Source organism: Rathayibacter sp. VKM Ac-2803, from assembly GCF_009807175.1.
GTDB lineage: Bacteria > Actinomycetota > Actinomycetes > Actinomycetales > Microbacteriaceae > Rathayibacter.
In genome coordinates, this window is the sequence record NZ_WUCD01000003.1 from 13,673 (window position 1) to 40,214 (window position 26,542).

The following is a 26,542-nucleotide window of genomic DNA, read 5'->3' on the forward strand; positions in this document are numbered from 1 at the left end:
AGTTCGCGGGTTCGGGATCAACGGCTGGGCGGTGTTCCGCCGGGTCCGCCGGCGCCGCCTCCGCTCGGAGCTGCGCCGGCGGTCGGGGTGGTCGTCGTATCGACCCGCGCGGTGAGGGCCACGGTGTAGCCGGAGGTGACGTCGCCGGTCGCGGTGCCCAGCTGCAGAGCGCCCCCGTCGTCGCCGAAGACGTTGTCGTCCGTCAGAGAGACCTGCGCCATGTTCGCCGAGGAGCCGGCGTAAGCGTCAAGAGCGTAGACCCTCGTGCAAGCGTCCTCCGGGAGGGCGACCTGCGACGTGGCGATCGCGTTGGTGGAGTCGGTGATCGAGGCGACGTCGGGGTAGACCTCGAAGTGGATGTGCGGCCAGCGGCCGGAGTAGCAGGCGGGGAAGATCGAGGTGAAGGTGACTGCACCGCTGCGGTCGGCGACTTGGACGCCGCGCAGGTAGGTCTCGTCCTCGATGGGGGAGGAGTACATCGAGTAGCTCCCGCCCGCGTCGCAGTGCCAGACGTAGACCGCCGCATTCTCGAACGGCACGCCGTTGTTGGCCATATCGAGGATCGTCAGGGTCAGGGTCATCACGATGCCCTCGGCGGTCGTTCCGCCATCGATGCTTGAGCGGATGTCGCTGCGAACGACACCGGCGTTCTCGAGGACATCGGCGCCGTTGGAGCCGTCGCCCGGATACGGTCCGGCCGTCTCGTCGGGGATCTCGCCCGTCGAAGTCGCGGAGGTTCCGCCGCCGGCCGATCCGCCGACCGAAGAAGAGTCGGCACCACCGCTCGAATCGGCCCCGCAGGCCGCCAACCCCACGGTGGCGGCGCCGACGCCGATCAGGGAGAGCACACGGCGGCGGCTGAACAGCGTGCCGACGTCGAAGAGGAGGCCCTGATCGACGACCTCCTCGTGCGGGCGGTCGAGGCGGCGACCCTGGTAGACGGGGCCCTGCGGCGTGAATTCCGGCTCGGGAATACGGGTCATGCTGTCCTCCTCGGACGTCGGCGTGATACCCGACCTTGAAGCCGTCGGTTATGAGCATCCGATGAAGCACTTCGGCGCCTCGGAAGAAGACGCACGCGTGATGCACTTGCATTACCGTCCACTCGGTCGGTAGCCTCGGCGTATGAGCACTGACGCTCCCGCCAGCACCTCTTCCCGTCGCCGCGGCGACGATGACATCGCCGTTCACTCGCCGTTCAACGGTTGCCTTGTCGGGCACCTGCCCCGGACGTCGATCGCGGGCGTCGACGCGGCATTCATCGTCGCGAAGAACGCACAATTAAGCTGGGCGGAGCGGCCACTCTCCGAACGTGAACTCGTTGCACGACGCTTTGCGACGCTCGTCCTGAGAAATCGGGATCAGCTGCTTGACCTCATCCAGCTCGAGACGGGCAAGAATCGCGCAAGCGCTTTCGAGGAAATCGCTGACGTCTCCCGCTGGGCGAGCTACCTCGGTCACAACGCCGGCAAGGTGTTGAGCGACCGTCGGCGGCGGGGGCTTTTCCCGTTTCTCACCCACGTCACCGAGCGGCGGGTGCCGAAGGGCGTGGTGGGGGTCATCACCCCGTGGAACTATCCCTTCACTCTTCCAGCGAGCGATGTCCTTCCTGCTCTGGTCGCTGGGAACGCAGTGGTGCTCAAACCCGACATTCAGACTCCGCACACCGCACTTCGGATGGCCGCGTTGCTGCGCGAATCGGGTATCCCCGACGACCTTCTACACGTCGTCGTCGGCGATGGTGCGGAGATCGGCGGAGCGATTGTCGCGCGCGCCGACTACGTCATGTTCACCGGATCGACCGAGACCGGACGCAAGATAGCGCAGCAGTGCGCCGGGCGACTTGTCGGCTTTTCTGCGGAACTCGGCGGTAAGAACCCGATGCTGGTTCTCAGAGACGCGGACGTCGAGAGGGCGGCTGCGGGTGCCGTCCGCGCATGCTTCTCGAACACTGGTCAGCTCTGCGTGAGCGTGGAACGGATTTATGTGCACGACGACCGGTGGGAACAGTTCATCTCCGCCTTCGGCCAAAACGTGCGAGCCATGCGCGTCGGGCCCGGTCTGGCCTGGGGCGTTGACATGGGGTCGCTCATCAGCGCACGTCAGCTTGCCACGGTGTCCGCGCACGTCGACGACGCGATTGCGCACGGCGCACAGCTCATCGTTGGAGGCCGGGCGCGTCCCGACCTTGGACCCTACTTCTATGAGCCCACGGTGCTCACCGGCGTCACAGAGCAGATGGTTATCGCCCGTGAGGAGACCTTCGGGCCGGTGGTCAGTGTGTACCGGGTGGCGTCTGACGCCGAGGCAGTGGATCGAGCGAACGACAGCAGCTATGGCCTGAACGCCAGCGTCTGGTCGCGGGGCAGGGGCGACTCGACCGCCCGCACCGTCGAAGCGGGGACCGTCAACGTCAACGATGGGTACGCCCCCACCTGGGCATCTCATGACGCACCGATGGGAGGCATGAAGACCTCTGGCCTAGGGCGCCGCCACGGCGCCGAGGGCGTTCTCAAATACACCGAGGCTCAGACGATTGCTCGGCAGCGACTCATTCCCGCCGGCGGACCTCGTGGCTTTGGGGACGAGCGATGGGCCCGTCTCCTCACGTTCGCCGTTCGCATCTTGAACCGCATCAACTAAGAAGGAAAACCAGACTCATGCGTCATCCCCTTCACGGACAGATCGTGCTCGTAACTGGAGGCGGTAGCGGCATCGGCCGCCTCCTCGCCCTCGGAGCTGCGCGCCGCGGTGCCGAAGTCGTCATCTGGGACCTGTCGGAGGCGACCGCCGCCGGTGTAGCCGCGGAGATAACCGGCAGAGGCCACCGCGCACGCGCAGCCGCGGTCGACGTCTCCGATCGTGCCGCGGTCGAGGTCGCCGCCCAGGACGCGGGCCCGATCGATGTCCTCATCAACAACGCGGGTGTTGTCACAGGCAAGGACCTCCTCGATGCGTCCGACGAGGCCATCGAGCGCACTTTTCGTGTGAACACCCTGGCTCTGTTCTGGACCACGCGCGCGTTCCTCCCCGGGATGATGGCCCGTGACCGCGGCACTGTCGTAACAATCTCCAGCGCCGCGGGACTCGTCGGAGTCGCCCGGCAGACCGACTATTCGGCGAGCAAGTTCGCAGCGTTTGGCTTCGCCGAATCGCTCCGCGTCGAGTTGGCTAAGAAGCGTGCTCGAGTAAACTCCCTCGTCGTGTGCCCTTATTATATCGATACCGGCATGTTCGATGGAGTGAAGACCAAGTTCCCTCTTGTGCTCCCCATCCTCAAGCCTGAGAACGTCGCCGAACGGATTCTCGCCTCGGTCGAGCGTGGGAACAGCCGACTGGTCATGCCGCGCCTGCTCCACGCTCTACCGGTGCTTCGCGTCTTTCCTGTCAGGGGCTTCGACACTGTCATGAGGTTCCTCGGAGTCAACAGCACGATGGACTATTTCGTCGGACGTGCCCGCCCGTGAGCAACCGGGACTTTCGAGCGACACATGCCCTCGCCTGAGGCGCGCTGTCGCGGCTGTCCCTGGAGATCGTGAGGAAAAGAAGAATGGTTCGGATCACCCGACAAGAGCGGTCCTTGCTTAGCCCCGAGGCGCAGAAATTTCTTAGATCGAACAGCGCTGCGCGCATACCCGGCCCGGTGACCCGCCTCATCGCAAAGATCGCTCGGAAGAACGAGTCGAGGGACCGGCAGAAGTTACTCGACATCCACGCGACCGGCGCGGGAGTCACCACGACAAGGCATGAACTTGACGGGATCGACCTGGTCGAATTCACCCCACCCGGCGTGTCCGCAGCCTCCGAGGCGTACGTCGTCAACATCCATGGCGGCGCGTTCATGCTCGGCGATGCCGACGACGCCTACCCTGCCATGATGTCGGTCTTGTTGAGGCTGCCCGTGGTTTCGATCCAGTACTCGCTGTCGCCGGAGAGCGTCTACCCCGTGGCCCTGAACGAGTGCGTGGCCGCCATTCAGTCCCTGATTTCAACCCGAGGCCAGAGGTATGTATTGCTCGGTGACTCCGCGGGTGGGAATTTGGCTCTAGCGGTCACGCTGCGCCTCGGTGCCGCCGGCTCGACGCTGCCCGCCGCCCTGGGTCTCAGCACACCCTGGACCGACCTCACCGGAATGGGCGACAGCTACGTCGCCAATGAAGGCCGAGACCCCCTGATCCGGTGGAAAGGTCAGCTCGACAAACTGGCGGCCCGATACAGGGGTAAGGCCCAGGCGCAGGACCCGCTGATCTCTCCCATATACAATGCCTTCACCTCCTCCTTCCCCCCGTGCGTCATCGTCACCGGCACACGAGATCCGTTCCTCAGCAACTGCGTCCGTCTCGCGGCCGCACTCGAGACGGCCGGTGCGCAGTCAATCTTGATGGTCGGTGAAGGCATGTGGCACGACTTCATCATCACCCCTGATGTTCCGGAATCTGCTCGGGCGCGGGAGCAGCTCGCCGGCCGCCTCCTCCAGCTCCTCGAGCCTCGTCCGTGAGCGAAGGACTGAGGCGGGCCAGATCATGAGCAGGGCCTTCGCAAGCTACGCGGCCATCGGGGACAGCTTCGCCGAAGGGCTCGGTGGCGACCGGCCCGATGGCTCCCATCGAGGCTGGGCAGATCTCGTCGCCCACGGTCTGGTACACGCATCGACGACAACCGTCACTCACGCGAACCTCGCCATCCGCGGCAAGCTCCTCGATCCTCTGCTCGCGGAACAGCTCGAGCCCGCGATCACACTGCGACCCGAGCTCTTGAGCATCAGCGGAGGCAACAACGACATCATCCGGCCGACGGTCTCGATCACCGCGAACCTCGCACGCCTGGAGGTGGCCATCGACCGAGCCGTCGAGAGCGGCATCCATGTTGTGTTCGTGACGGTGGCGAACATGACGCGGCATCTTCCCCTCGGCCACGTCATCGAGACAAGGGGTGACCGGTTCGCTCTCGGCATCCAGAAGTGGGATGGGAAGGACAACGTAACAGTCGTCGACAACTGGTTCGACGAAACGTTGTACGACCTCCGCTTCTGGGCACCAGACAGGCTGCATTTGAACACCGCGGGTCACCTGCATGCTGCCCGAAAAATTCCCGCAGCCCTGGGCGTCGAGGTCCAGCAGACGCTCGATCCGGTCGTAGAGGAGTTGCGGCACAGGTCCAGCGGCGTCTACTGGAGGGAACTCGTGCAGCCGTGGATCGGTCGGCGGGTGACGGGCCGATCGTCCGGTGACGGGCGGCGGCCCAAGAGCCCGACCATGCAACCCGTCGTTACACGCGCTGGCGCTACGACGACGGGAGAGATCGAGTCGTGGGAAATTTGACGAGGTTCAATGGTGGGCCCGTCGACAATGTCTTGGAGACGAAATGACACAGACCCCCGTTCGACGACGACGACTCGCCCCCGAGGCGCGACGCGAGGAGATCCTCCACATCGCAACACGTCTCCTCTCCGAGCGCGGCTTCAACGGGGTAGCACTGCAGGACGTGGCTGACGCGGCAGGGATGGCGAAGTCGGGTGTGCTTCATCATTTCCCCACCAAGGACAACCTGCTCGTCGAGCTGCTGAAGTATCGCGATCAAGGCGATCCCTCTCCGGCCGACCTTCTCGCCATTCCCGATCTCGATCGGGCGACCGCACGGGAGCTTTTGGACCAGGTGGTCGCGCGAAACTTCGAGCGACCGGAGATCGTCCGCCTCTTCACCGTGCTCGCGACAGAGTCGCTCGATCCCGCACATCCGGCCCATCAGTACTTCGGGGAGCGTCTCGCCAACCTCCGGATCGCTATCACTGAGGTGGCCTCGTTGATCCACCCCAACCCTGAGAGCGCGGCTCTGCGGATCATCGCTTTTCTCGACGGGTTGCAATTGCTCTGGCTCCGAGACGAGACCGCGCCCGTCCTCGCACTCTGGGCGGACTTCGCTGATGGCTTGTTCGCAGAGTAGCTCGTCGCGCGCAACTGGCCGTGGTTGCACGTGTCCCTCCTGCGGTCTAAAGTGACGCTACCGACCAAGTGGTCGGCAACGATTCTCGCGCGCGCTGAGGTCTTCACCTCAAGAACGGATAATGATGTCCGCCCCCCCCTCCTCAACGTTCCCACCGGTACCCCTAATCCAGGAGCCGTCCGGTCTCGAACCGGCCTTGCTCGGTTGTCTTTCGGGATCTTCTTCGCGGCTGTTGCCGTCTTCGCCCCTTCGTTGGGCACGTCGATAGCCCTGCTCCCGGCACGGCTGGCGGAAGCGGCACCGTCGGACAAGGTGACGCTGCTCGCTATCTTCGCCGCCTTGGCAGCCGTCGTGTCCTTCTTGTCGATCCTGACCTTCGGCACTATCTCGGATCGGACACGTGGCCGCTTCGGCAAGCGAAACCCCTGGGTGCTGATCGGAGGCGTGGTCTCGGCTGGCGCAACCATATTGCTCGCCTTCGCCGACTCGGTGCCCTCGTTGGGGGCCGGCTTCCTGCTCCAGGCCGTCGGCATCAACATCGTCTTGGGCGCTCTGACGCCAGTCATCCCTGATCGCGTTCCCAGCCACCGCAGGGGAGTTGTATCGACCGCCTTGGGAGCTGGCACTCTCATCGGCGGTACCGTCGGAGTAGTGGCCGCATCCGCGTTCGCACCCGATCACCGGGCAGCGTTTCTGGTGCTCGCTGTCGTCGCCCTCGTCCTGACGGTCGCGTACCTCGCGTGCGCTCCGGACTTCTCGAATCGAGATGAGCCGGTCACCCGCCGGAGCTCTTCACTGCTCGCATCGATCAGCTTCCCCCGCAACGCGCCGGACTTCTACTGGGCCTTCTTCGGCCGCCTCGGAGTCATCCTCGGTTATTACACCGTTGGCGCATTGCAATTCTTCGTACTCAGCGAGCACCTCGGACTTGACGAAGTGAAGTCAGCTCAGCTGCTCGGCACGGCTGCCGTCGTCAATCTCATCGGGTCGCTAGTCGGGGCGCTGTCAGCGGGTCCACTCTCCGACCTGATCCACCGCCGCAAAGCGGTGACCGTCGCGTCCGCCATCATCATCGGGGTCGGTGTCGTCATACCCGCGCTCGTGCCGGAGCCGCTCGGATTCCTGGTCTATACCGGGATCGCTGGGCTCGGGCTCGGCATGTTCTTCTCGGTCGACGCAGCGCTCCTCAGTGAGCTCCTCCCCTCCGAGGACTCGAGAGGCAAAGACCTCGGGCTCCTCGCTCTGGCGACTAACGCCGGTCAGCTACTGGGACCCCTCGCGGGCGCGGCGGCCGTCGGGACCGGGATGGGGTTCTCTCCCGTCTTCGTCATCGCTCTCGTCTTCTGTGTGGTGGGTGGCCTCCTCCTCCTACCCATCCGATCTGTGAAATGACCGATGCCGCGTTCCGCCCCCTCCTCCCCCTACTGCTGGACTCTTGAAAGGCTGAAGCATATGACCTCCACCTCTTCAGAATCGCGGACCACGGGTGCCGACGACGTCTTTGTGTCCGATCTGACCCTGAACGAGAAGGTGTCACTCGTCGTCGGGGCGAGCGGTTCCGAAACCGTCGCTATCGAGCGGTTGAACGTCCGCTCGGTGCGCCTCGTCGATGGCCCTCACGGGGTTCGGCGACACGTGGATGGAGCTTCGCTGGGGATGTTCGATTCGCTGCCCGCCACATGCTTCCCGACGGCGGTGACGCTCGGTTCCAGCTGGAATACGGCGCTCATGCAGGAGGTGGGCGTAGCACTCGGACTCGAGGCTGCGGCCGCCGAGATCGACGTGCTACTCGGCCCGGGAGCCAATCTCAAGCGAACTCCTCTCGGGGGCCGCAACTTCGAGTACTTCTCCGAGGACCCGGCTCTTTCCAGCGGCATGGCTTCAGCGTGGATACGCGGGGTGCAGAGCACAGGCGTGGGAGCATCATTGAAGCATTTCGCGGCGAACAACGCCGAGCAACGCCGATACGGAATCGATGTCTACGTCGACGAGAGGGCACTCCGCGAGCTCTATCTCGCCAGCTTCGAACGATCCGTGATCGACGAAAAGCCTCGCACGATCATGGCGGCCTACAGCAAGCTGAACGGCATCCACTGCACAGAGAACACCTGGCTTCTCAAGGACCTTTTGCGCGCGGAATGGGGCTACCACGGCCTGATCGTCTCCGACTGGGGAGCCGCTTGGGACGGCGTGGCCGCCCTACGAGGGGGAACTGACCTGACGATGCCGGGACCCCTTCCCGCCCGAGGCATCCTCACGGCCCTCGAACGCGGCGAGATCGCGATTACCCATCTCGACGAGGCCGCGGGCCGTGTGCTCGATCTCGCGAAGCGGCCCGCCCCCATGTCATCGGTAATCGATCACGAATCTCACCACCGGCTCGCTCGACGGGCAGCGGCGGAAGGCACCGTTCTTCTCAAGAACGACGGCGGCATGCTTCCCCTTGCCGCTGGCAAGACCATTGCGCTGATCGGCGCGTTCGCGAAAACCCCTCGTTATCAGGGGGCGGGGAGTTCGAACGTCGTGCCGACCAGACTGGACGACCTCGCCGACGTCCTCAGCTGCGCGGTCGGAGCCAAAGATGTCACGTACTCCCCGGGATACGACCGAACAGAGAGCACCACAACGCCGTCGATGCTCGCGGACGCCGCGAACGCGGCGAGCATGGCGAACATCGCCCTCGTGGTCATCGGACTTCCGGAGGTTCTCGAATCCGAGGGCGTTGACCGACGCCACATGCAACTACCTCCAGCTCACAACGAACTCGTCGCCGCCGTCATGGCCGCGAACCCGCAAACCGTCGTAGTTCTGATGAACGGCTCGCCGGTGGAGATGCCGTGGCGGGACGAGGTGCCTGCCATCCTCGAGGCCTACCTGGGAGGTCAGGCCGGCGGCTCGGCACTAGCCGACGTTCTGCTCGGAGTCTCGGAGCCCGGCGGCCGACTGGCGGAGAGCTTCCCCGCCCGATATTCCGACCACCCAGTGTCCAGTCTCCCGGCTGGACCGAAGCAGACCGAGTACCGGGAAGGCATCTTTCTCGGGTACCGCTATTTCGACACAGCCCAGGTCGAGGTCGCCTTCCCGTTCGGTCACGGTCTCTCGTACACGACCTTCCAGTGGGGAGAGGCCACCCTCCTGCAATCGGGCTCCGTCGATTCGGCCGACCTCTCGGTGACGTTGACCATGACGATCAAGAACGTCGGCGTGAGATCAGGTTCCGAAGTCGTCCAGATCTACGTCTCGGATCCTAAGGCGAGCGTCTACCGACCGGCTCAGGAATTGCGTGCGTTCGAGAAGGTGCATCTCGCTCCCGACGAGGACTCGATCGTCACTTTCCAGCTCGACAACAGGGCCTTCGCCTACTGGGACGTGGAGACGCAGGGCTGGGTGGTCGAACCGGGCCAGTTCTACGTACACGTCGGAGCATCATCGCGCGACATCCGACAGACGGTGGAGATCAAAATTGCGAGCTTCTCGCCGCATGCTCAGACTTCCAAGGCGCCGAACCCGTACGAGCACGTCAACCCGGACGCGTTTACACGGGCCGGATTCGAGGCTCTCCTCGGACGGAGACTGCCTTCGAACGAGGCCCCGCAGGCGGGACGATTCGGCCTGGACACCGCTCTCGGGGACATGCAAGGCACCCTCGTCGGCCGCGTGCTGTTCCGTCTCATGCGCCGACTAGTAGCTCGAGAGCTCGGCGTCCCGAAAGGTGACCCGCTAATAGCAATCGCGTCAGACGTGGTCAAGCAGATCAACTTCCGAATGTTCCCCACCTTGAGCGGCGGAACGGTCACCCCTGCCCGTGCGCGAGTGCTCCTATGGGTTGTCAATCGTTGCTCCCGGTCGTTCCTGGGACGTCGCGGCGGGGAAGTTCGTCGACCCGATTGATTAGATAGCTTGTCGTTGTCGACGCCGATCGGCGCGCCTTAACTGCCCCTCGTGGGCTACGCCTGTTGCGAAGCGACAGCTCCCTCAGCTGCTACAACGACCTAGATGGCGTCCGAATCGGCCTGGACCAGATTCCGCGATGCGGTTCGCATGTGCGCCATGATCGTCTCCCGCGCACGAGAGACGTCGACAGTGCCGATGGCATCGACGATCTCCCGATGACGGTCCACGCTCATGTTCTCGGTAGCCCGCTCAAATCCTCCATACATAATCGACATGCGAATCGACCCTTCGAGCGCTTCCCACGAAGTGAGAAGCGTGACGTTCTCGGTGATGGTGATGAGGGTGCGATGGAAGTCGAGGTCTGCTTCGATCCGTTCCTCGAGTTCCAGACCCGTCGCGGTCGCCATCCTGGACAGAGCGGAGCGCAGCTGGTGCACAGCTGTCTCGCGGTGCTCGCCCTCGATGATTAGTCGTGCCGCGAGCGACTCGAGTGCGCCGCGGACGATGAAGATGTCGTGGATCTCTTTCGGGGTGAGTACGCGCACGAGCATGCGGCCGCGGGGCCCGCTAGTGATGAGTCCTTGCTGCTGCAGCTCGCGCATCGCCTCGCGCAGCGTGCCGCGACTGATCTGCAGCCGCTGCGCGAGGTCGACCTCGGAGAGGTGGGTTCCGGGGGTCATCTCACCGGAGGTGATGGCCCGACGGAGCGCACCGAGGGCGAGTTGACGGAGATTCGTGCGTTCGAGGCCCAGGAGAGCGGTCAAATCAGCGGCCATCATGTCCTCGCGGGTTGCGATGCGGTGTCGACAGGAAGATGTCGACGGTCGCCCCGAGTCTACGAGGCGACAGAGTTCAGCCGAGCTCGGACAGGACCTTCACGACGATCCGCTCGGTGGTGAGCCCGTAGCGCTCGTGCAAGGTGGGCAGGGCGCCGGCGTCGAGGAAGGCATCCGGGAGCGCGACCGGTACGACGCGGCGTCCGACTCCGCGCTGCACGAGGGCGGATGCGACGGTCTCGAAGAGGCCGCCGACGACGGAGTGGTTTTCGAGGGTGACGGCAAGACGCGGAGTGTCGAGTTGGGCGACGACGGTCTCGGCGTCGAAGGGCTTGATGGTTGGGGAGTGCACGACGGCGACGTCGACCTTGTGCGCGGCGAGGGCCTTCGCCGCCTGAAGGGCTCGCATCGTCATCAGACCGCTGGAGACGAAGACCACGTCGGCGCCCTCTCGAAGCACCTTGGCCTTCCCGAGCTCAAAGCGGTAGTCGTACTCGTCCAGCACCGTCGGGACCTTCCCGCGCAGGAGCCGGAGGTAGGAGGGGCCGCTGCTCGCAGCGAGTTGCGGCACTGCCTGCTCGATGTCGGTCGAATCGCACGGGTCGACGATCGTGAGGTTCGGCATCCCGCGGAAGATCGCGATGTCCTCCGTCGCCTGGTGACTCGGACCGTAGCCAGTAGTCAAGCCTGGCAGGCCTCCGACGATGTTGACGTTGAGGTTCGGTTCGGCGATATCGAGGCAGAGGAAGTCGTAGGCGCGTCGAGCGGCGAAGACGGAGTACGTCGAGGCGAAGGGCACAAATCCCGTCTCGGCGAGTCCGGCGGCGGCACCGAACAGTACCTGCTCGGCCATTCCCATCTGGAAGAAGCGATCGGGGTGCGCATGCTGGAACACGTGCATGTCGGTGTACTTGCCGAGGTCGGCGGTGAGGCCGACGATCCGCTGATCCGTTTCGGCCAACGCCGCGAGGGCATGGCCGAAGGGCGCCGAGGCGGTCTTCTGGCCGGGATCCGCGAACGACGCGATCATCGCCGACGTCTTGAGCTTGGGGGCGGGGGTGGTGGTGTTCATGCTGCGTTCCCTTCGCGGGCCGCGGTCAGCTGGTCGCGGCAGATCTGCCATTCGTTCTCGTCGATGCGCATGAAGTGCGCCTTCTCGCGGTTCTCCAGCAGCGGCACTCCGCGTCCCACTCTCGTGTCGCAGAGGATCACTGCGGGTACTCCGATGGGCGAGGAACGCCGAGATGCCTCCTCGAAGGCGGATTGCAGTGCGGTGGTGTCATTGCCGTCGACGCGCTGCGCGAACCAGCCGAAGGCTTCCCACTTCGCGACGAGGGGCTCAGTGCGCAGCACGGTGTCGGTCTTTCCATCGGCCTGGAGGGCGTTGACGTCGACGGTGGCGATGATGGAGCCGAGCTGGTGGTGGTGGGCCGACATCGCAGCCTCCCACGTAGAGCCTTCGTCGATCTCGCCGTCGGAGAGGAAGTTGATCACTCGGGCGTTGTTGCCGCGCAGGCGCAGGCCGAGGGCCATGCCGACGGCGACTCCGAGGCCGTGACCGAGGGAGCCACCGGAGATCTCCATGCCCGGCGTGTAGGTCGCCATCCCCGACATCGGAAGGCGCGAGTCGTCGGATCCGTAGGTGACGAGTTCGTCGACCGCGATGATTCCCACCTCGGCGAGGGCGGCATAGTGCCCGATCGCGTAGTGCCCGGTCGAGAGGAGGAATCGGTCGCGGTCGTCCCACTCCGGGTCCTCGGCACGGTAGCGGAGCTGGTCGGTGTAGACGGTGGCGAGGAGATCGGCGGCACCGAGGCCCTGGCCGACATAGCCCTGGCCCTGGACCTCGCCCATGTCGAGGATGTGATGGCGGATGCGGTAGGCCGCGTCATCGATCCGGCGCACCCGCTCGAGCGCGGTCATCGGCTCAGCGAGAGCGGTTGCGGTGTCCGGTGCTTCGCTGGTGACGGTGTCCGGGAGGGAGGTCATGACGGGTCCTTTCGAAGGCGATGCATCAGAGGGAGACGGTCTGCGGAGTGGTGGCGGCAGCCTCGGCGGCGAGGCGTCTCTCGCGTGGGCCCCACGTGTCCCTCGTGAGGAAGGCGGCAACCAGGCCGATCGCGGCGTACCCGCTGAAGAGGAGGGCCGGGCCCACCCAGCCGTAGGAGAGGAAGAGCAGCGTGGTGACGAAGGGAGTGAAACCGGAGACCATCGCGGAGATCTGGTAGGCGAGCGATGCGCCGGAGGAGCGGGTCTGTGCCTGGAACAGTTCGGGGAACCAAGCGCCTTGCACGCCGGCGAGGGAGTTCTGGCAGATTCCGTACGCCACGGCGAAGGTGATGATGATCAAGAGGAACGATCCGGTGTTCACCAGGAGGAACATGGGGACGCCGAAGAGCACGGCGAACGCGGTCGACCAGAGGTAGACCGGCCGTCGACCGACACGGTCAGTGAGTGCTCCCCAAAACGGAGTGGCGAAGACTCCGAGGGCAGCAGCGATGCATAGTGCCGTGAGCGTTTCGGTGCGGTCGGCGAGCTCAGTGGTGTTGAGGTAGCTGATCATGTAGGTGATCGCAACGGCGTAGCCGGCCGTCTCGGCGATCCGTAGCCCGATGCCGCGCACGATGTTGCGCCAGTCGTCTCGGATGACCCGGGTGATCGGGGACTTGACGATGATGCCGGCCGTTTTGACGTCTTCGAATACGGGGGACTCCGGCACCTTGGAGCGGATGATCAGGCCGACGGCGACCAGGACGATGCTGGCCAGGAACGGGACGCGCCAGGCCCAGTCGCCCGGGAGGGCGCCGCTGGACAGGAAGACGAGGTTCGCGAGGAGTAGACCGACGGGGAATCCGGCCTGCACGAGTCCGGTGAAGAAGCCCTTTCGCGTCCATGGCGCGTGCTCGTAGGTCATGAGAATCGCGCCGCCCCACTCGGCTCCGAAGGCGAGTCCCTGCACGATGCGGACGACGACGAGCAGGATCGGCGCGAGGACGCCGACGCTCTCGTAGGTCGGCAGCAGACCAATGAGGAATGTGGCCAGGCCCATGACGATCAACGAGGTGACGAGGACCGGCTTGCGGCCGACCTTGTCCCCGAGATGCCCGCCGATGATTCCGCCGATCGGGCGAGCGGCGAAGCCGACCCCGAGGGTGGCGAAGGAGAAAAGGGTCCCGGTCACGGGATCGGTACCTGGGAAGAACACGGTTCCGAAGTAGAGGGCCGCGGCGGTGCCGAAGCCGATGAAGTCGTAGGTCTCAATGACCGCGCCCACGCTGGAGCCGACGGCCACCCGCTTGACGTCTTTCGTTCCGTGCACGGGTCCGCGCATCTGCAGAGCGTCGTTGCTCATCGAACACCTTCCATCCTCGTTGATCGTCGCTCTAGACGACTGCGGACCAGTGTGCGCGGTCCCTGCATTCCTGTCAACGACTAATTGTTGACTGTCGACAGCAGCGGGAATATCGTTGCGGTGTCGTCGTCGACGAGCTCGGCGACTGATCTCGCCGCTCGACTGCCGGGGGCGCAAATACTCCCAGGAGGAACATATGAGCACTCGCACCGCCGTCGTCACCGGAGCGACTTCGCCGCAGGGGATCGGCCTCGCCACAGCCCGCCGTTACGCCCGCGACGGCTGGGACGTCGTCATCCTCGACCTCGATGCCACCCTCGCCGGCGTCACAGCTCTCGACATCGCCGACGAATACGGTGTCTCGGCATTCGGCACGCGCATCGACGTCGCAGACGAGCGATCCGTGGCATCAGCGCACGCTGCCGTCGCGGCCGAGGTCGCAGCGGACCGACTCGCCCCTGTCGGCGCGTTGGCGAACATCGCCGGCATCACCTCGCCCGTGCCATTCCTCGAGACGACCCTTCAGCTGTGGAACACGGTCCTCGCCGTCAACGCGACCGGCACCTACCTCGTCACGAGAGCCTTCCTGCCTGACATGCTCGCTACCGGTTGGGGGCGCATTATTACCATGTCCTCGGTTTCCGCGCAACGCGGAGGGGGCGTCTTCGGCAAGGTGCCCTACTCCGCGGCGAAAGCCGCCGTCGTCGGCTTCACCAAAGCACTCGCTCGCGAACTCGGAGACAGCGGAGTGACCATCAACGCCATCGCTCCGGGCGCGGTCGACACCGCCATCCGCGTCGGATCAACTCCGGAGCAGGAACAGGCGATCGTGGACGCGATCCCACTCGGCCGCACCGCGTCGGTCGACGAGGTCGCCGCGGTCATCGCGTTCCTCTCCTCCGACGGCGCGGCTTACCTGACGGGCACCACAATCGACATCAACGGCGGAAGCCACCTGCACTGACCGGTACGGTGCTACGCCTCGCGTCCGAGGTCGCGGCGCCGCCGGGACCGGCGAATCCGTAGAGCCCGATCCCAGGTGTTCTCACCCATTGGGTCGCTTCAACCCGCGCCGGTGAATCTCGCACTTGCCCGTTCATTCACTCCGATCCTCGTGTGCGATGCAGAAGACAGACCAAACCGATCGGACGTCCGCTTCGAAGATTGCAGGACGGTGCAGTCCGAGGTAAGGGCGGTGCCTCACCCGAAGAGGCGCCGTCTCTCAGCCGCGGCGATCGGCGCGCAAAACAAGGAATGCCCTGCTGCTAGGACTATTCGTGCCGACCCCATCGAATCACGCCAAGGCCCGGTCGATCGACTGCGAAGCGACCAGATCAACTGCGGCCTCCGCTGGAACCTCACAAGTCGAGTATTTGAAGTCGTCCATCCGGTAGGCAAGCCGATCGTTCCGATCTGAGCAGACGCGATGCACGCACCGGCAAGCTCGAATGCCTTGCTCGGCTCCCCTGAACACTCCAATGCGATCAGCCCATCTCCGACGGTCACGCCCGCTCTAGAACTGCGTGCTGGCTATGCGTCACCATCGAACATCGAGGTGACGGACCCGTCCTCGAACACCTCATGGATCGCGCGCGCCAACAACGGTGCGATCGGCAAGATGGTGAGACGGTCCCACTTCTTCTCATCGGGCAGCGGCAGCGTATCGGTAACGACAACGGAGTCGATGAACTCGGAGCTAAGAAGCTCGCGTGCCGGCTCCGAGAAAATCGCGTGGGTCGCGGCGACCACGACCCCAATTGCTCCGGCATTCTTGAGCGCCTCAGCACCCTTAGCGATCGTGCGTCCCGTGTCAATCATGTCGTCGACGAGCAGGCACACGCGGCCGTTGACGTCTCCGACAATCTCGTGAATAGAAACGTGGTTAGCCACTCCGGGGTCGCGGCGCTTGTGGATGATCGCGAGCGGCACGCCGAGCTTGTCGCTCCAGATGTCGGCGACGCGGACGCGGCCCATGTCGGGCGAGACGACGGTCAGGGTCTTAGGGTCGAGCCTCTTGCGGAAGTGCTCGAGCAGGACGGGCATCGCGAAGAGGTGGTCGACGGGGCCGTCGAAAAAGCCCTGGATCTGCGCGGCGTGCAGGTCGACCGACATTATGCGGTCGGCTCCGGCGGCCTTGAAGAGGTCGGCGACGAGGCGGGCCGAGATCGGCTCGCGGCCGCGGCCCTTCTTGTCCTGCCGGGCGTAGGGGTAGAACGGCGCGACGACGGTGATGCGCTTGGCCGAGGCGCGCTTGAGGGCGTCGACCATGATGAGCTGCTCCATGAGCCACTCGTTGATCGGCGAGGTGTGCGACTGCATGACGAACACGTCGCCTCCGCGGACGCTGTCGCCGTAGCGCACGTACAGCTCGCCTCCGGAGAAAGTGCGCCCCTCGGTTGGGACCAGCTCGGTGCCGAGCTCGGCGGCGACAGCCTCCGCCAGTGCCGGATGCGCCCTCCCCGAGACCAAGACAAGGCTCTTCTTGTTGCTGGCGGTGATGCCCGTCACTGTTCTCCGCTTCCTTCAGTCGGCTAGTCCGCACCTGTGAGCTCGACGCCAAGGACACTTCCGCGGTAGTCACCGCTACGGTCCCAGGTTGATGGGTGTACGCCCAACTAGCCGTATCACGCTGCGAAGCGCAGGCTACGTGCGATCAAATTTTTAGACTGGCCGCCGACGCCGATCACGCTTCGTCCTCGATTCTATGTGCACCTGAGCCAGCCGGCCGCGCTGCAGACCACAAGGCGCCCTCGAGGTTTGACCCGTGGAGGCACGGACAACAAAGCTCGGTCTCTGTTGGTAGGCCGCGACCGCTCCCGATGCTTGGGCGCAGGCCGAAACGTCTTTTCATTCCCAGCCGGAGGCAAAGACGCACCCTAGCTCCGGCGCTCCTTCATGAGTGCAGCTCGCGTTTTGGTGATGACGGCGCGGGGGCGGCGCGGACACCTGACGCTCAGGACGCCCGAGCAGCTCCGAGAGACGGACGCGAACGCTGCCGTCTATCACCCGGCAGGAATCGCGGTTCTGCGCGCGGGTCCTGTGGATTCCCGCACGACGAGAGTCGCGCTCGGCCCATCCGATGGAACGGTTGCCGTCTTACCGTCGATTCGAGCGAGGAGGGCTCGAAGGGCGGCGCGGCCCTGAGTGGCGAAGTCTAGGCGGATGGTGGTGAGTGCGGGCGAGAAGTAGGCGGCTTCGGGGGTGTCGTCGACGCCGCTGACGCTCACGTCGGTGGGAACCCCGAGACCGCGGCGACCGAGCGCGCGGACGGCTCCGAGCGCCATCTGGTCGTTGGCGGCGACGATCGCGGTGGGGATGCGGTCATCGGGTAGGGCGATCACGGTGTCGTATCCCGAGCGGGCCGACCAGTCGCCATGCACGACGTCGGCCGCGGGCAGGCTATGGCGCCGGAGCTCAGCGTTGATGGCGCGGAGTCGGTTGCGTGCGGCCGACCACGTCTCCGGGCCGGCGATGTGCAGGAAGCGCCGGTGGCCTAGCCCGACGAGGTGGTCGACGAGCTCCTCGATGCCGCGGTGCTCGGGGTCCGCGGGGAGGCCGGTCTGCTCGGCCTCGGCAGCGATGACGACGGGCACGCGGAAATCGGTCTGCTCGAAGACGGCGCGTGTGCTGTCGGTCGAGGCGAAGGCGAGGATGCCGGCGAGCTCGTACCGGGTCAGCAGCTGCAGCGCGTCGCTGAGCTCGTCGACGTCGCCCATGTCGAGGGTGATGACATCGAGCAGGTACCCGGCCTCGCGGGCGGCAACGGTGGCTCCCCGGATGATCGTGCTGGGCCCCACCTGGTTCACCTCGTGGGTGAGCGCCCCGATGCGGGTCGCGCGCCCAGAGATCAGCGCTCGCGCGGTGAGGTTCGGCCGGTAGTGAACGGTCTCGAGCGCCTTCTGAATTTTCGCCGTGGTCGAGGGGCGCATGTCAAGTCCGCGCATGTAGCGGCTCACCGACTGGTGCGAGACTCCTGCGACCCGGGCGACGTCGTAGATCGTGGCGACCTTGTCGGTCGGCTCGGCGGGCGCGCTCTCGAACGCTGTCGTCACATCGCCCCCCCCGTCGTCACTTGCGCTTTCTATTTTTATCGATAACAATCGCTTTCGCCAACTGTTATCGAGAACAGTTCGGCGCAAACCACGATGGAGTGCCCCCGTGAGCGCATCGACGCCCTCCCTGCCCGCCGAGATCCTCTTCGGCATGGCCTACTACCCCGAGTACCACGTGACGGATCGTCTGGTCGAGGATCTCGACCTGATGGTCGCGGCCGGCATCACGGTCATCCGGGTCGGCGAGTCCGTATGGTCGACCTGGGAGCCGTGGTCGGGGCACTTCGAGCTGGAGTGGATGCAACGGGTCCTCGACGAGGCGCACGAGCGCGGTATCCGCGTCGTCCTCGGCACGCCGACTTACGCGGTGCCGCCGTGGCTGCAGACCGCCTACCCGGAGATCGCGGGGGAGCGGCGAACCGGCGAGAAGATCGCCTGGGGTGCCCGCCAGGAGGTCGACTACTCCCACCCCGCGTTCCGGTTCCACGCCGAGCGCGTGATCCGCGCGGTCATCGGCCGCTACGCCTCACACCCGGCGATCATCGGCTATCAGGTCGACAACGAGCCCGGACTCGAGCTGCTGCACAACCACGGCGTCTTCACCGGCTTCATCCGGAGCCTGCGCGAGCAGTACGGCGACGTCGAGACGCTGAACCGCGAGTGGGGCCTCACCTACTGGTCGCACCGGATCGACGACTGGAGCGAGCTGTGGCGCCCGGACGGCAACACGTTCCCGCAGTACGACCTCGCCTGGCGCCGCTACCAGGCGCAGGTCACAACCGATTTCATCGCCTGGCTGGCCGACATCGTACGCGAGTACTCGACCCCGGCGCAGTTCGTGACCACGTGCCTCCAGTACCCCCGCCGGGGCGTCGACGACCGCACCGTCTTCGAGGCGCTCGACATCGGCTCCGGCAATCCGTACTACGGGATGCAGGACCATCTCGACGCCGGCGTCGACCGGGAGCACCCGAACTACTGGACCACCTCCGGAGTTGCCGGCCTGTTCCGGCAGGCCGACCGTCTCTACTCCTCAAAGCAGCAGCGCTACCTCGTCACCGAGACCAACGCGCAGGCCATCGACGCGGCGGAGGCGAACTTCCCGCCGTACCCGGGCCAGCTGAAGCAGGTCGCGATCGCCTTCGTGTCGCGCGGCGCGGCGATGATCGAGTACTGGCACTGGCACACGCTCCCATTCGGCGCCGAGACGTACTGGGGGGGTGTGCTGCCGCACAGCCTCGTCCCCGGTCGCGTCTACGACGAGGTCGCAGCGATCGGCGCCGAGCTGAAGAGCCTCGGCGGCGCGCTCGAGGGCTTCGTCCCCGATGCCGACGCGGCCGTGCTCTGGTCCACGCCGAGCCGCTACGCGATGCAGTTCATGCCGCCCTTCCCCCGTGACGGCCGCCCCGACGAGGAGTCCTACGAGTGCATCGTCGACTCCTTCTACCGCGGTGTGATCGACTCCGGGCGTCAGGCGCGGATCCTGCACGTCGAGCAGGCGCGCGACCTCGGCGCCGCGGAGCTCGCGAAGCGATTCCCCGTCGTGATCGCGGCCGGCCTCTACATCAGCACCGACGAAGACCTCGAGCTGCTGCGCGAGTACGCCGCCCACGGCGGGCACCTCGTCCTCGGACCCCGCAGCGTCTACGCGGATGAGGAGGCGCGCGCCCGCATCGAGGTCGCTCCCGCCCGTCTGACCGGCGCTGCCGGCGTCAGCTACGAAGAGTTCTCCAACCTGGAAGCGCCGCTCGGCGTGACGGGAGGTTCAGACTTCACGGTGTCCGCAGAGGCGCGCGGAACGCTCTGGGTCGACGGCCTCCGGCCCGAGGGCGCCACCGAGCTGGCGGGGTACACGCACCCACGTTTCGGGCGGTTCCCCGCCGTAACCACAAGCCGCTGCGGCTCCGGCGACATCACGGTCGTCGGCACGATCCCCAACCCCGCCTTCGCCGCCGACATCCTCTCGTGGGTTCTCGGCGAGAGGGTCGCAGCCGGAGTCGTCGCGACCGACGGGTCCGTGACGGTCACCTCCGGCACCGCCTCCGGCGCGCGGTTCCACTTCGCCTTCAACTGGGGCTGGAACGAGCGCTGCGTGACGCTCGCCGCCCCGGCCACCGACGCGTTCTCGGGTGAGGCGTTCCCCGCCGCCGCCGAGCTGCGCCTCGGTCCCTGGGACGTGCGCGTCCTCCGCATCGACGCCGAGGAGGCGCACCAGTGGTGACCATTCAGGAGCTCGCAGAGCGCAGACCCACCGTCGCGCCCGACTCCACTCCAGTGCGAGCCACCCCCACGCGTGCCAGGCGCGACTGGACGGGCTGGCAGTTCACCGGGCCGTTCGCCCTCGTGTTCGTGCTGGTCTTCATCGCCCCGCTCGTCTACGCGCTCTGGCTGAGCCTCTTCCAGAACCGAATCATCGGCGGCAACTCCTTCGTCGGCGTCGACAACTACATCGCCGTGCTGAGCGACCCGCAGTTCTGGGACGGGTTCCTGCGCGTCGTGCTGTTCCTGCTGGTGCAGGTCCCGATCATGCTCGTGCTCGCACTCGTCGCCGCCCTCGCCATCGACAGCGTCCGCCTCTACGGGGCGGGCCTGTTCCGGATGATGCTGTTCCTCCCGTACGCCGTGCCCGCGGTCGTCGCGGTGCTGATCTGGGGGTTCCTCTACGGGAACAACTTCGGCCTGACCGCGAACATCAACGACTTCCTGGGGTCGGACGTGCTGAGGCCGCTGACGGCGTCGTGGATCCTCGCATCGATCGGCAACATCGTGACCTGGCAGTACATCGGCTACAACATGCTGATCTTCTATTCGGCGCTGAAGACGATCCCCACCGAGCTGTACGAGGCGGCCGAGCTCGACGGCGCCCGCGGCTTCCAGGTGATCCGGGCGATCAAGCTGCCGGCCGCCCGGGGAGCGATCGTCATCGCGACCATCTTCTCGATCATCGGCAGCTTCCAGCTCTTCAACGAACCCAACGTCCTGAAGCCCCTCGCCGAGAACGTGATCTCGTCCTACTTCACCCCGAACATGTACGCCTACAACCTCTCGTTCGCAGGCCAGCAGTTCAACACCGCGGCGACAGTCGCGATCGTGATGGGCGTGATCACCGCCGTGATCGCCTACGTCGTGCAGCTGCGCGGCAGCCGAAAGGACGACCTGTGAGCATCACCACTCTTCGCACGGTGAACCCGAGCGCGCGACGGGCATCGACGATCAGCCGCCCCCGCAAGTCGATCGCGCTGACGATCGTCATGATCCTGTTCCTTCTCTACGCCGTCATCCCGCTGCTCTGGCTCGTCATCAACGCGTCGAAGACGCAGGCGGACCTCTTCAGCACGTTCGGCCTCGGGTTCGGCAACAGCTTCGCGCTGGTCGACAACATGATCGAGACCTTCCGCTACGACGACGGGATCTTCCTCCGCTGGCTCGGGAACACGCTCCTCTACGTCGTCGTCGGCGCCGGCGGTGCGACCCTCCTCGCGACCCTCGGCGGCTACGGCCTGGCCAAGTTCCGCTTCCCGGGACGCCGCGCGTACTTCGCGGTCGTCCTCGGTGCAGTCGCTGTGCCCGGCACCGCGCTGGCCGTCCCGACGTTCCTGCTGTTCAGCCAGCTGGGCCTGACCAACACCCCGTGGTCGATCATCATCCCGTCGCTGATCACGCCGTTCGGGCTCTATCTGGTCTGGGTCTACACGATCGACTCGGTGCCCACCGAGCTGCTCGAGGCGGCGCGACTGGACGGCGCGAGCGAGATGCGCACCTTCTTCACCATCTCTCTCAAGCTGCTCACCCCCGGAGTCGTGACGGTCGCGCTCTTCTCGGTGGTCGCGACCTGGAACAACTACTTCCTGCCGCTGATCATGCTGAGCGACCCCCAGTGGTACCCGCTCACCGTCGGCCTCAACCAGTGGAGCTCGCAGGCGAGCGGGGTCTCGGCCGACCCCATCTACAACCTCGTCATCACCGGCTCCCTCATCACGATCATCCCGATCGTCCTGATCTTCCTCGTCCTCCAGCGCTTCTGGCAGTCCGGCCTGAGCGCCGGCAGCGTCAAGGGCTGACTCTTCTCCCTCCTCACCCCTGCATCACCACAACGAAGTGAAAGGAACACCCATGTTCAACCTCCGCAGAGGCGCGCGGCGTGCCCGCACTGTCGCGGGCCTCGTCGTCACCGGTCTCGCCGCGATGTCCCTCGTCGCGTGCAGCTCGGGCTCCGGCTCGAGCGCCGCAGGATCGGCCGACGACCTCGACGCAGCACTCGAGAAGGGCGGCAGCCTGACGTACTGGACCTGGACCCCCTCGGGCGAGGCGCAGGCCGAGGCGTTCATGAAGGAGTACCCGAACGTCGACGTCGAGGTCGTCAACGCCGGCACCGCGACCGACGAGTACACCAAGCTGCAGAACTCCATCAAGGCCGGTTCCGGCGCGCCCGACGTCGCCCAGATCGAGTACTACGCCATGCAGCAGTTCGCCCTCTCGGACGGCCTGCTCGACCTCACCCCCTACGGGATGGGCGACCTCGAGGACTCCTACACCGCCTCCACCTGGGGCGCCGTGAACCTCAACGGCGGCCTCTACGGCCTCCCGCAGGACTCCGGCCCCATGGTCATGCTCTACAACAAGACGGTCTTCGACCAGTACGGCCTCGCCGTCCCGACCACCTGGGACGAGTACATCCAGGAGGCGCAGAAGCTGCACTCGGCCGACCCGTCGAAGTTCATCACCAACGACGCCGGCGACCCCGGCTTCGCCGACCCTCTGATCTGGCAGGCCGGCGGCACGCCCTTCACGACCGACGGCACCGACATCGCCATCGATCTGCAGGACGAGGGCACGCAGAAGTGGGCCGACACCTGGAACCAGCTCCTCGAGCCTGGCCTGCTCTCGCCCATCCCCACGTGGTCGGACGAGTGGTTCACCGCCCTCGGCAACGACTCGATCGCGACACTGATCACCGGCGCCTGGATGCCCGGGATCCTCGAGAACTCCGTCCCCGACGGTGCCGGTGACTGGCGCGTCGCTCCGCTGCCCAGCTACGACGGCTCCGCCGCGACCGCCGAGAACGGCGGCAGCGCCCAGTCGGTCATCAAGCAGTCCGAGAACCCGGCTCTCGCGGCCGCGTTCCTCCGCTGGCTCAACAGCTCCGACGAGAGCATCGACGTCTTCCTCGGCACCGGAGGCTTCCCCTCCACGACCGCCCAGCTCGAGGCCGACGACTTCCTGAACGCCACGCCCGAGTACTTCGGCGGCCAGGAGATCAACAAGGTCCTCGTCGACGCCTCGAAGAACGTCGTCGAGGGCTTCGAGTACCTGCCGTTCCAGGTCTACGCCAACAGCGTCTTCCCCGACACCGTCGGCCAGGCCTACGCCAACGGCACCGACCTCAACGAGGGGCTGAAGGACTGGCAGGACAACCTCGTCACCTACGGCGACTCGCAGGGCTTCTCGGTCAATGAGTAGCACGACCCCGGGGCCCGGGCGGCCGACCGCCCGGGCCCTTCCCCTCCTTCCCCCCCAGAGATCTCAGGAGAGAACAACGATGTTCATGAAGGAACGACGGCCCCTCGGCCGAACGGCGGGCCGCGCGCTCGGAGTCTTCACCCTCGCGGTGGCGATGCTCGGCGGTTCCGCACTCACCGCCCAGGCGTACGTGCCGCAGAGCGGGATCGTCTACCAGCTCGACCCGAACCAGCCCTGCCTCAAGGGCCGAGGCAACTGCGCCATCTACCCCAAGTCGGCACAGCTCCCCAGCGGCCGGATCGTCGCCGCCTTCGAGGAGTCGATCGTCGCGCCCTCCGGAGGCGCAGCAGGGCAGGACATGCCCGTCTACTCGAGCGACGACGACGGGGACTCGTGGCAGCCGCTCTCGCGGGTCGGAGCGCCGGCCTCCCTCTCCTCCGACCCGCAGTACGCGGAGTACACCAGCAACTGGACCAACCCCTACCTCTACGTCCTGCCCCAGGCCGTCGGCGATCTGGCCGCGGGCACCCTCCTCCTCGCGACCGTCGTCTCGGGCGAGGACGAGTACTACCGGGAGCAGAAGGCCGCCGACCCGAACTGGCTGCCGAACAACGACGGCGACCGGCGCGACGTCGGCATCGCCCTCTACGCGAGCACCGACGAGGGCGCCACCTGGTCGATCCGCAGCATCGTCGCCGCAGGAGGCTGGCAGGGTGGCAGCGCCGGCGCCAAGGGCCAGAACATCGCGACCGCGAACACGAACCGCCAGGTCGACCCGGTCTGGGAGCCGCACCTCATCGTGCGCGACGGGAAGCTCGTCGTCTTCTACTCCGACGAGAACGACTACCTCGGCTTCGACGCCACGACCGGAGTCGCGATCCCCGACCCCGCCAACGCGACCGCACCCGACTCGATCGGGCAGATCCTCGCGCACCGCACCTGGGACGGCCGCGCCTCCTCGAGCTGGGGCCCGATCACCGTCGATGCCGCCGGCTTCACCGAGGACCGCGGCAACGGCAAGACGCAGATCGGAGGCGGCCGGCCCGGCATGACGACCGTCGCACCGACCACCGACGGCAAGTGGTTTCTCACCTTCGAGTACTTCGGCGGAGGCGACGATGTCCGGTACAAGGTCGCCGACGACCCGCTGCGGTTCTTCGCCGACGGCGACCCGGACGGCCAGAACATCTCCGCACTGCCCAAGGCTCCCGGCTCCCGTGTCCACGCCCGCGGCGGCAGCCCCGTCCTCGTGACACTGCCCGACGGACGCATCCTGTACAACGGCTCGAACAGCGGCAACATCTGGGTCAACGAGAGCGGCCGCAGCGACGGCGCATGGACCGAGTACCAGACCCCGCTCGGCGGCGGCTACAGCCGCAACCTGCAGTACGTACAGGGCACCGGTCGCGTCGTGATCCTCCAGGCCACCTGGGGCGGACCGGGCACGCAGGCGACCATCCGCCACGGCGAGGTCGACCTCGGCGACTCGCAGGGCGCCTACTACCAGCTCGTCAACCGCAAGACCGGTCAGATCCTCGGCACCGGCGGCAACGACAACGACGACAACATCGGCAACGCCGACACGCCGAGTGTCGCCTCCGAAGCGGCGTCCGCCGCGGTCGGCGACTCGCAGTACTGGCACCTCACCGAGAAGTCCGGAGGCGCTTACACGCTGCTCAACAAGGCCGGCGGTCGCGAAGCGGCGATCTGGGGCGGCGGCGCCTCCTCGGGTCAGCGCCTCGGCCTGTGGGTCGACAACACCGCTCCGGGGCTCTGGAACCTGGTGCCCGCCACCGACGGTTCCGTGCGATTCCAGTCGACGCGCAACACCTCGCTCTACCTCTCCGGAGCGAGCGCGAGCTCGCCCGTCACGCTGCAGCCGTCGGCGACCGACGGCTCGCAGGACTGGACACTCGTCCAGCTGGCGCCCACCGCCTCCGCTCTGACCACCGCCACCCGGTCGGAGCGCCTGATCGGCACCGACCAGGTCGCACCGGGAGCCGCCGTCGCGCTCGACGCGACCGCGACGAACCGAGCCGGCACCGCTCGGCACGCCGGAGTGGACGGGCACGCGTACGCGCTCGTCGGCGACGCCGTGACCGATCTCGGAGTCGTCGCGTTCGACTCCTCGCAGCGCGGCAGCATTACGCTGCCCGCCTCGCTCACCGGAGGAACGACGGCACGCATCGCTGTCGCCTTCGACAGCGGCCCGCTGGTCTGGGACACCATGACAGTGCGCGATCCGGCGACCCTCCCCCTGACCACGACGGCCACGAGCCGTTGCGTCGCGGGCAAGGTAGTCCTCACGACCATCGTTTCCAATGGCAGCGCCTCGAACGTCGATGTGACGGTCAACAGCGCCTATGGCTCGAAGACAACGGCCGCCGTGAAGCCGGGCTCGAACACGAGCTCCGCCTTCACGACCCGCCTAACCACGATACCCGCCGGCCAGGTGACCATCACCGGCACCGGCGTCGTCTCGGGTGAGACCGTGACCACGACGTCGACGACCGCATACCCCGCCCGCACCTGCTGACACGACGGGGGCACAGCCGCTATCAGCGCTGCGCCCCCCGCCCACCGATCCGAGGCTGCGACGTGTCGCTCCTCGCCCTGACCGCCCGCCCGGGCCGGAAACCCCCTTCCTCCAGCCCGGGCGGGCTTCCTTCACGAGCGTGTCCGCGATGATGCAGACCGCGGAACAGAGAACAGGTGTAATGAACATCCGCTCCCTCCGCATCCGCGGCGCCGCCGGAGTTGCGGAAGGATTTCTCCTGCTCGGCGTCGCCGGCACCGCGATGGCCGACAATCAGCAGGGCACCGGCGACGTCGACATCGCTCTCCTCGCCACTTCGGGCTCGCATTCGAGCGGCGTGCTACCCCGCATCCCCCTTGGCGTGACGGCAGCTTCTTTGACGCCTCAGAATCGATACTCATGCAGGTTCGAGTCAGGAAGAGGGGTCGCGGTAATGCGTGGCCTCCCTTTCGTTGGCCCCACTCCAACGGGCAGCGACGTCGTTCAGGGCACGGGTGGTAGCCGTCGCGACGACCGATCGGCATCGGCA

At 66.2% G+C, this 26,542-nt stretch carries 20 protein-coding genes; 13 read left to right on the top strand and 7 right to left on the bottom strand.

Annotated elements, in window-relative coordinates; genetic code table 11:
* Window positions 1–17: 17 nt before the first annotated feature.
* Window positions 18–983, bottom strand: a complete 966-nt coding sequence (locus GRS96_RS18945) for an intradiol ring-cleavage dioxygenase (protein WP_107575994.1) — start codon at window positions 981–983, stop codon at window positions 18–20.
* 142 nt (window positions 984–1,125) lie between these two features.
* On the opposite strand from GRS96_RS18945, the gene GRS96_RS18950 reads away from it, so the two are divergent.
* The 7 genes from GRS96_RS18950 (at window position 1,126) to GRS96_RS18980 (ending at window position 9,834) form a co-directional block, all read left to right on the top strand.
* Window positions 1,126–2,643, top strand: coding sequence for a succinic semialdehyde dehydrogenase (locus GRS96_RS18950; protein ID WP_107575995.1), 1,518 nt, complete (start codon window positions 1,126–1,128; stop codon window positions 2,641–2,643).
* 17 nt (window positions 2,644–2,660) lie between these two features.
* Complete coding sequence (locus GRS96_RS18955) at window positions 2,661–3,467, top strand: SDR family oxidoreductase (RefSeq protein WP_107575996.1); 807 nt, start codon at window positions 2,661–2,663, stop codon at window positions 3,465–3,467.
* A 176-nt stretch (window positions 3,468–3,643) separates the two neighbouring features.
* Complete coding sequence (locus tag GRS96_RS18960; RefSeq protein WP_159989425.1) at window positions 3,644–4,498, top strand: alpha/beta hydrolase; 855 nt, start codon at window positions 3,644–3,646, stop codon at window positions 4,496–4,498.
* A gap of 25 nt (window positions 4,499–4,523) precedes the next feature.
* Complete coding sequence (locus tag GRS96_RS18965; RefSeq protein WP_204162185.1) at window positions 4,524–5,321, top strand: SGNH/GDSL hydrolase family protein; 798 nt, start codon at window positions 4,524–4,526, stop codon at window positions 5,319–5,321.
* A gap of 43 nt (window positions 5,322–5,364) precedes the next feature.
* Window positions 5,365–5,943 carry a TetR/AcrR family transcriptional regulator gene (locus tag GRS96_RS18970; protein ID WP_107575998.1) on the top strand — a complete coding sequence of 193 codons (579 nt, stop codon included), beginning with the start codon at window positions 5,365–5,367 and terminating at the stop codon, window positions 5,941–5,943.
* 51 nt (window positions 5,944–5,994) lie between these two features.
* Entirely contained in the window at window positions 5,995–7,335 is a 1,341-nt protein-coding gene (locus GRS96_RS18975) for an MFS transporter (protein ID WP_236553724.1), read from the top strand.
* A 60-nt stretch (window positions 7,336–7,395) separates the two neighbouring features.
* The gene (locus GRS96_RS18980; protein WP_159989427.1) at window positions 7,396–9,834 is read left to right on the top strand and encodes a beta-glucosidase; all 2,439 of its coding nucleotides are present in this window, start codon (window positions 7,396–7,398) and stop codon (window positions 9,832–9,834) included.
* Window positions 9,835–9,935: 101 nt separating this feature from the next.
* Here the strand turns inward: GRS96_RS18980 and GRS96_RS18985 are convergent, their stop codons facing one another.
* The 4 genes from GRS96_RS18985 to GRS96_RS19000 all read right to left on the bottom strand — a co-directional run bounded on the left by GRS96_RS18985 (window position 9,936) and on the right by GRS96_RS19000 (window position 13,965).
* Window positions 9,936–10,613 (bottom strand): GntR family transcriptional regulator, encoded by a 678-nt coding sequence (locus GRS96_RS18985; RefSeq protein WP_107576001.1) that lies wholly within the window; start codon window positions 10,611–10,613, stop codon window positions 9,936–9,938.
* A 76-nt stretch (window positions 10,614–10,689) separates the two neighbouring features.
* A complete protein-coding gene (locus GRS96_RS18990) occupies window positions 10,690–11,685 on the bottom strand; it encodes a transketolase family protein (RefSeq protein ID WP_107576002.1) in 996 nt (331 codons plus the stop codon).
* Window positions 11,682–12,602, bottom strand: coding sequence for a transketolase (locus tag GRS96_RS18995; RefSeq protein ID WP_107576003.1), 921 nt, complete (start codon window positions 12,600–12,602; stop codon window positions 11,682–11,684). The genes GRS96_RS18990 and GRS96_RS18995 overlap by 4 nt, the downstream gene beginning before the upstream one ends.
* 25 nt (window positions 12,603–12,627) lie before the next feature.
* Complete coding sequence (locus tag GRS96_RS19000) at window positions 12,628–13,965, bottom strand: MFS transporter (RefSeq protein ID WP_107576004.1); 1,338 nt, start codon at window positions 13,963–13,965, stop codon at window positions 12,628–12,630.
* A 196-nt stretch (window positions 13,966–14,161) separates the two neighbouring features.
* On the opposite strand from GRS96_RS19000, the gene GRS96_RS19005 reads away from it, so the two are divergent.
* The gene (locus GRS96_RS19005; RefSeq protein WP_107576005.1) at window positions 14,162–14,929 is read left to right on the top strand and encodes an SDR family NAD(P)-dependent oxidoreductase; all 768 of its coding nucleotides are present in this window, start codon (window positions 14,162–14,164) and stop codon (window positions 14,927–14,929) included.
* A gap of 566 nt (window positions 14,930–15,495) precedes the next feature.
* Here GRS96_RS19005 and GRS96_RS19010 read toward each other — a convergent pair.
* Both GRS96_RS19010 and GRS96_RS19015 read right to left on the bottom strand, forming a co-directional pair.
* A complete protein-coding gene (locus GRS96_RS19010; RefSeq protein WP_107576006.1) occupies window positions 15,496–16,473 on the bottom strand; it encodes a ribose-phosphate diphosphokinase in 978 nt (325 codons plus the stop codon).
* A gap of 494 nt (window positions 16,474–16,967) precedes the next feature.
* Window positions 16,968–18,017 carry a LacI family DNA-binding transcriptional regulator gene (locus tag GRS96_RS19015; RefSeq protein WP_159989428.1) on the bottom strand — a complete coding sequence of 350 codons (1,050 nt, stop codon included), beginning with the start codon at window positions 18,015–18,017 and terminating at the stop codon, window positions 16,968–16,970.
* A 106-nt stretch (window positions 18,018–18,123) separates the two neighbouring features.
* Between GRS96_RS19015 and GRS96_RS19020 the strand changes: the two genes are divergently transcribed.
* The 5 genes from GRS96_RS19020 to GRS96_RS19040 all read left to right on the top strand — a co-directional run bounded on the left by GRS96_RS19020 (window position 18,124) and on the right by GRS96_RS19040 (window position 26,013).
* Complete coding sequence (locus GRS96_RS19020; RefSeq protein WP_244907266.1) at window positions 18,124–20,238, top strand: beta-galactosidase; 2,115 nt, start codon at window positions 18,124–18,126, stop codon at window positions 20,236–20,238.
* Entirely contained in the window at window positions 20,235–21,179 is a 945-nt protein-coding gene (locus GRS96_RS19025) for a carbohydrate ABC transporter permease (RefSeq protein WP_425326995.1), read from the top strand. Before GRS96_RS19020 ends, GRS96_RS19025 begins: the two co-directional genes overlap by 4 nt.
* Window positions 21,180–21,268: 89 nt before the next feature.
* Window positions 21,269–22,078 carry a carbohydrate ABC transporter permease gene (locus tag GRS96_RS19030; RefSeq protein ID WP_107576183.1) on the top strand — a complete coding sequence of 270 codons (810 nt, stop codon included), beginning with the start codon at window positions 21,269–21,271 and terminating at the stop codon, window positions 22,076–22,078.
* A 52-nt stretch (window positions 22,079–22,130) separates the two neighbouring features.
* Complete coding sequence (locus GRS96_RS19035; RefSeq protein WP_107576009.1) at window positions 22,131–23,477, top strand: ABC transporter substrate-binding protein; 1,347 nt, start codon at window positions 22,131–22,133, stop codon at window positions 23,475–23,477.
* Window positions 23,478–23,562: 85 nt separating this feature from the next.
* A complete protein-coding gene (locus tag GRS96_RS19040; protein WP_107576184.1) occupies window positions 23,563–26,013 on the top strand; it encodes an RICIN domain-containing protein in 2,451 nt (816 codons plus the stop codon).
* Window positions 26,014–26,542: the final 529 nt, after the last annotated feature.

What these genes read in the sequence shown, in the direction of transcription:
- GRS96_RS18990 (WP_107576002.1), bottom strand. Translation starts at nt 11,685, where the DNA reads ATGAACACCACCACCCCCGCCCCCAAGCTCAAGACGTCGGCGATGATC.
- GRS96_RS18945 (WP_107575994.1), bottom strand. Translation starts at nt 983, where the DNA reads ATGACCCGTATTCCCGAGCCGGAATTCACGCCGCAGGGCCCCGTCTAC.
- GRS96_RS19040 (WP_107576184.1), top strand. Translation starts at nt 23,563, where the DNA reads ATGAAGGAACGACGGCCCCTCGGCCGAACGGCGGGCCGCGCGCTCGGA.
- GRS96_RS18955 (WP_107575996.1), top strand. Translation starts at nt 2,661, where the DNA reads ATGCGTCATCCCCTTCACGGACAGATCGTGCTCGTAACTGGAGGCGGT.
- GRS96_RS19030 (WP_107576183.1), top strand. Translation starts at nt 21,269, where the DNA reads ATGATCCTGTTCCTTCTCTACGCCGTCATCCCGCTGCTCTGGCTCGTC.
- GRS96_RS18965 (WP_204162185.1), top strand. Translation starts at nt 4,524, where the DNA reads ATGAGCAGGGCCTTCGCAAGCTACGCGGCCATCGGGGACAGCTTCGCC.
- GRS96_RS19000 (WP_107576004.1), bottom strand. Translation starts at nt 13,965, where the DNA reads ATGAGCAACGACGCTCTGCAGATGCGCGGACCCGTGCACGGAACGAAA.
- GRS96_RS19035 (WP_107576009.1), top strand. Translation starts at nt 22,131, where the DNA reads ATGTTCAACCTCCGCAGAGGCGCGCGGCGTGCCCGCACTGTCGCGGGC.
- GRS96_RS18995 (WP_107576003.1), bottom strand. Translation starts at nt 12,602, where the DNA reads ATGACCTCCCTCCCGGACACCGTCACCAGCGAAGCACCGGACACCGCA.
- GRS96_RS18950 (WP_107575995.1), top strand. Translation starts at nt 1,126, where the DNA reads ATGAGCACTGACGCTCCCGCCAGCACCTCTTCCCGTCGCCGCGGCGAC.
- GRS96_RS18980 (WP_159989427.1), top strand. Translation starts at nt 7,396, where the DNA reads ATGACCTCCACCTCTTCAGAATCGCGGACCACGGGTGCCGACGACGTC.
- GRS96_RS19005 (WP_107576005.1), top strand. Translation starts at nt 14,162, where the DNA reads ATGAGCACTCGCACCGCCGTCGTCACCGGAGCGACTTCGCCGCAGGGG.
- GRS96_RS18985 (WP_107576001.1), bottom strand. Translation starts at nt 10,613, where the DNA reads ATGGCCGCTGATTTGACCGCTCTCCTGGGCCTCGAACGCACGAATCTC.
- GRS96_RS18970 (WP_107575998.1), top strand. Translation starts at nt 5,365, where the DNA reads ATGACACAGACCCCCGTTCGACGACGACGACTCGCCCCCGAGGCGCGA.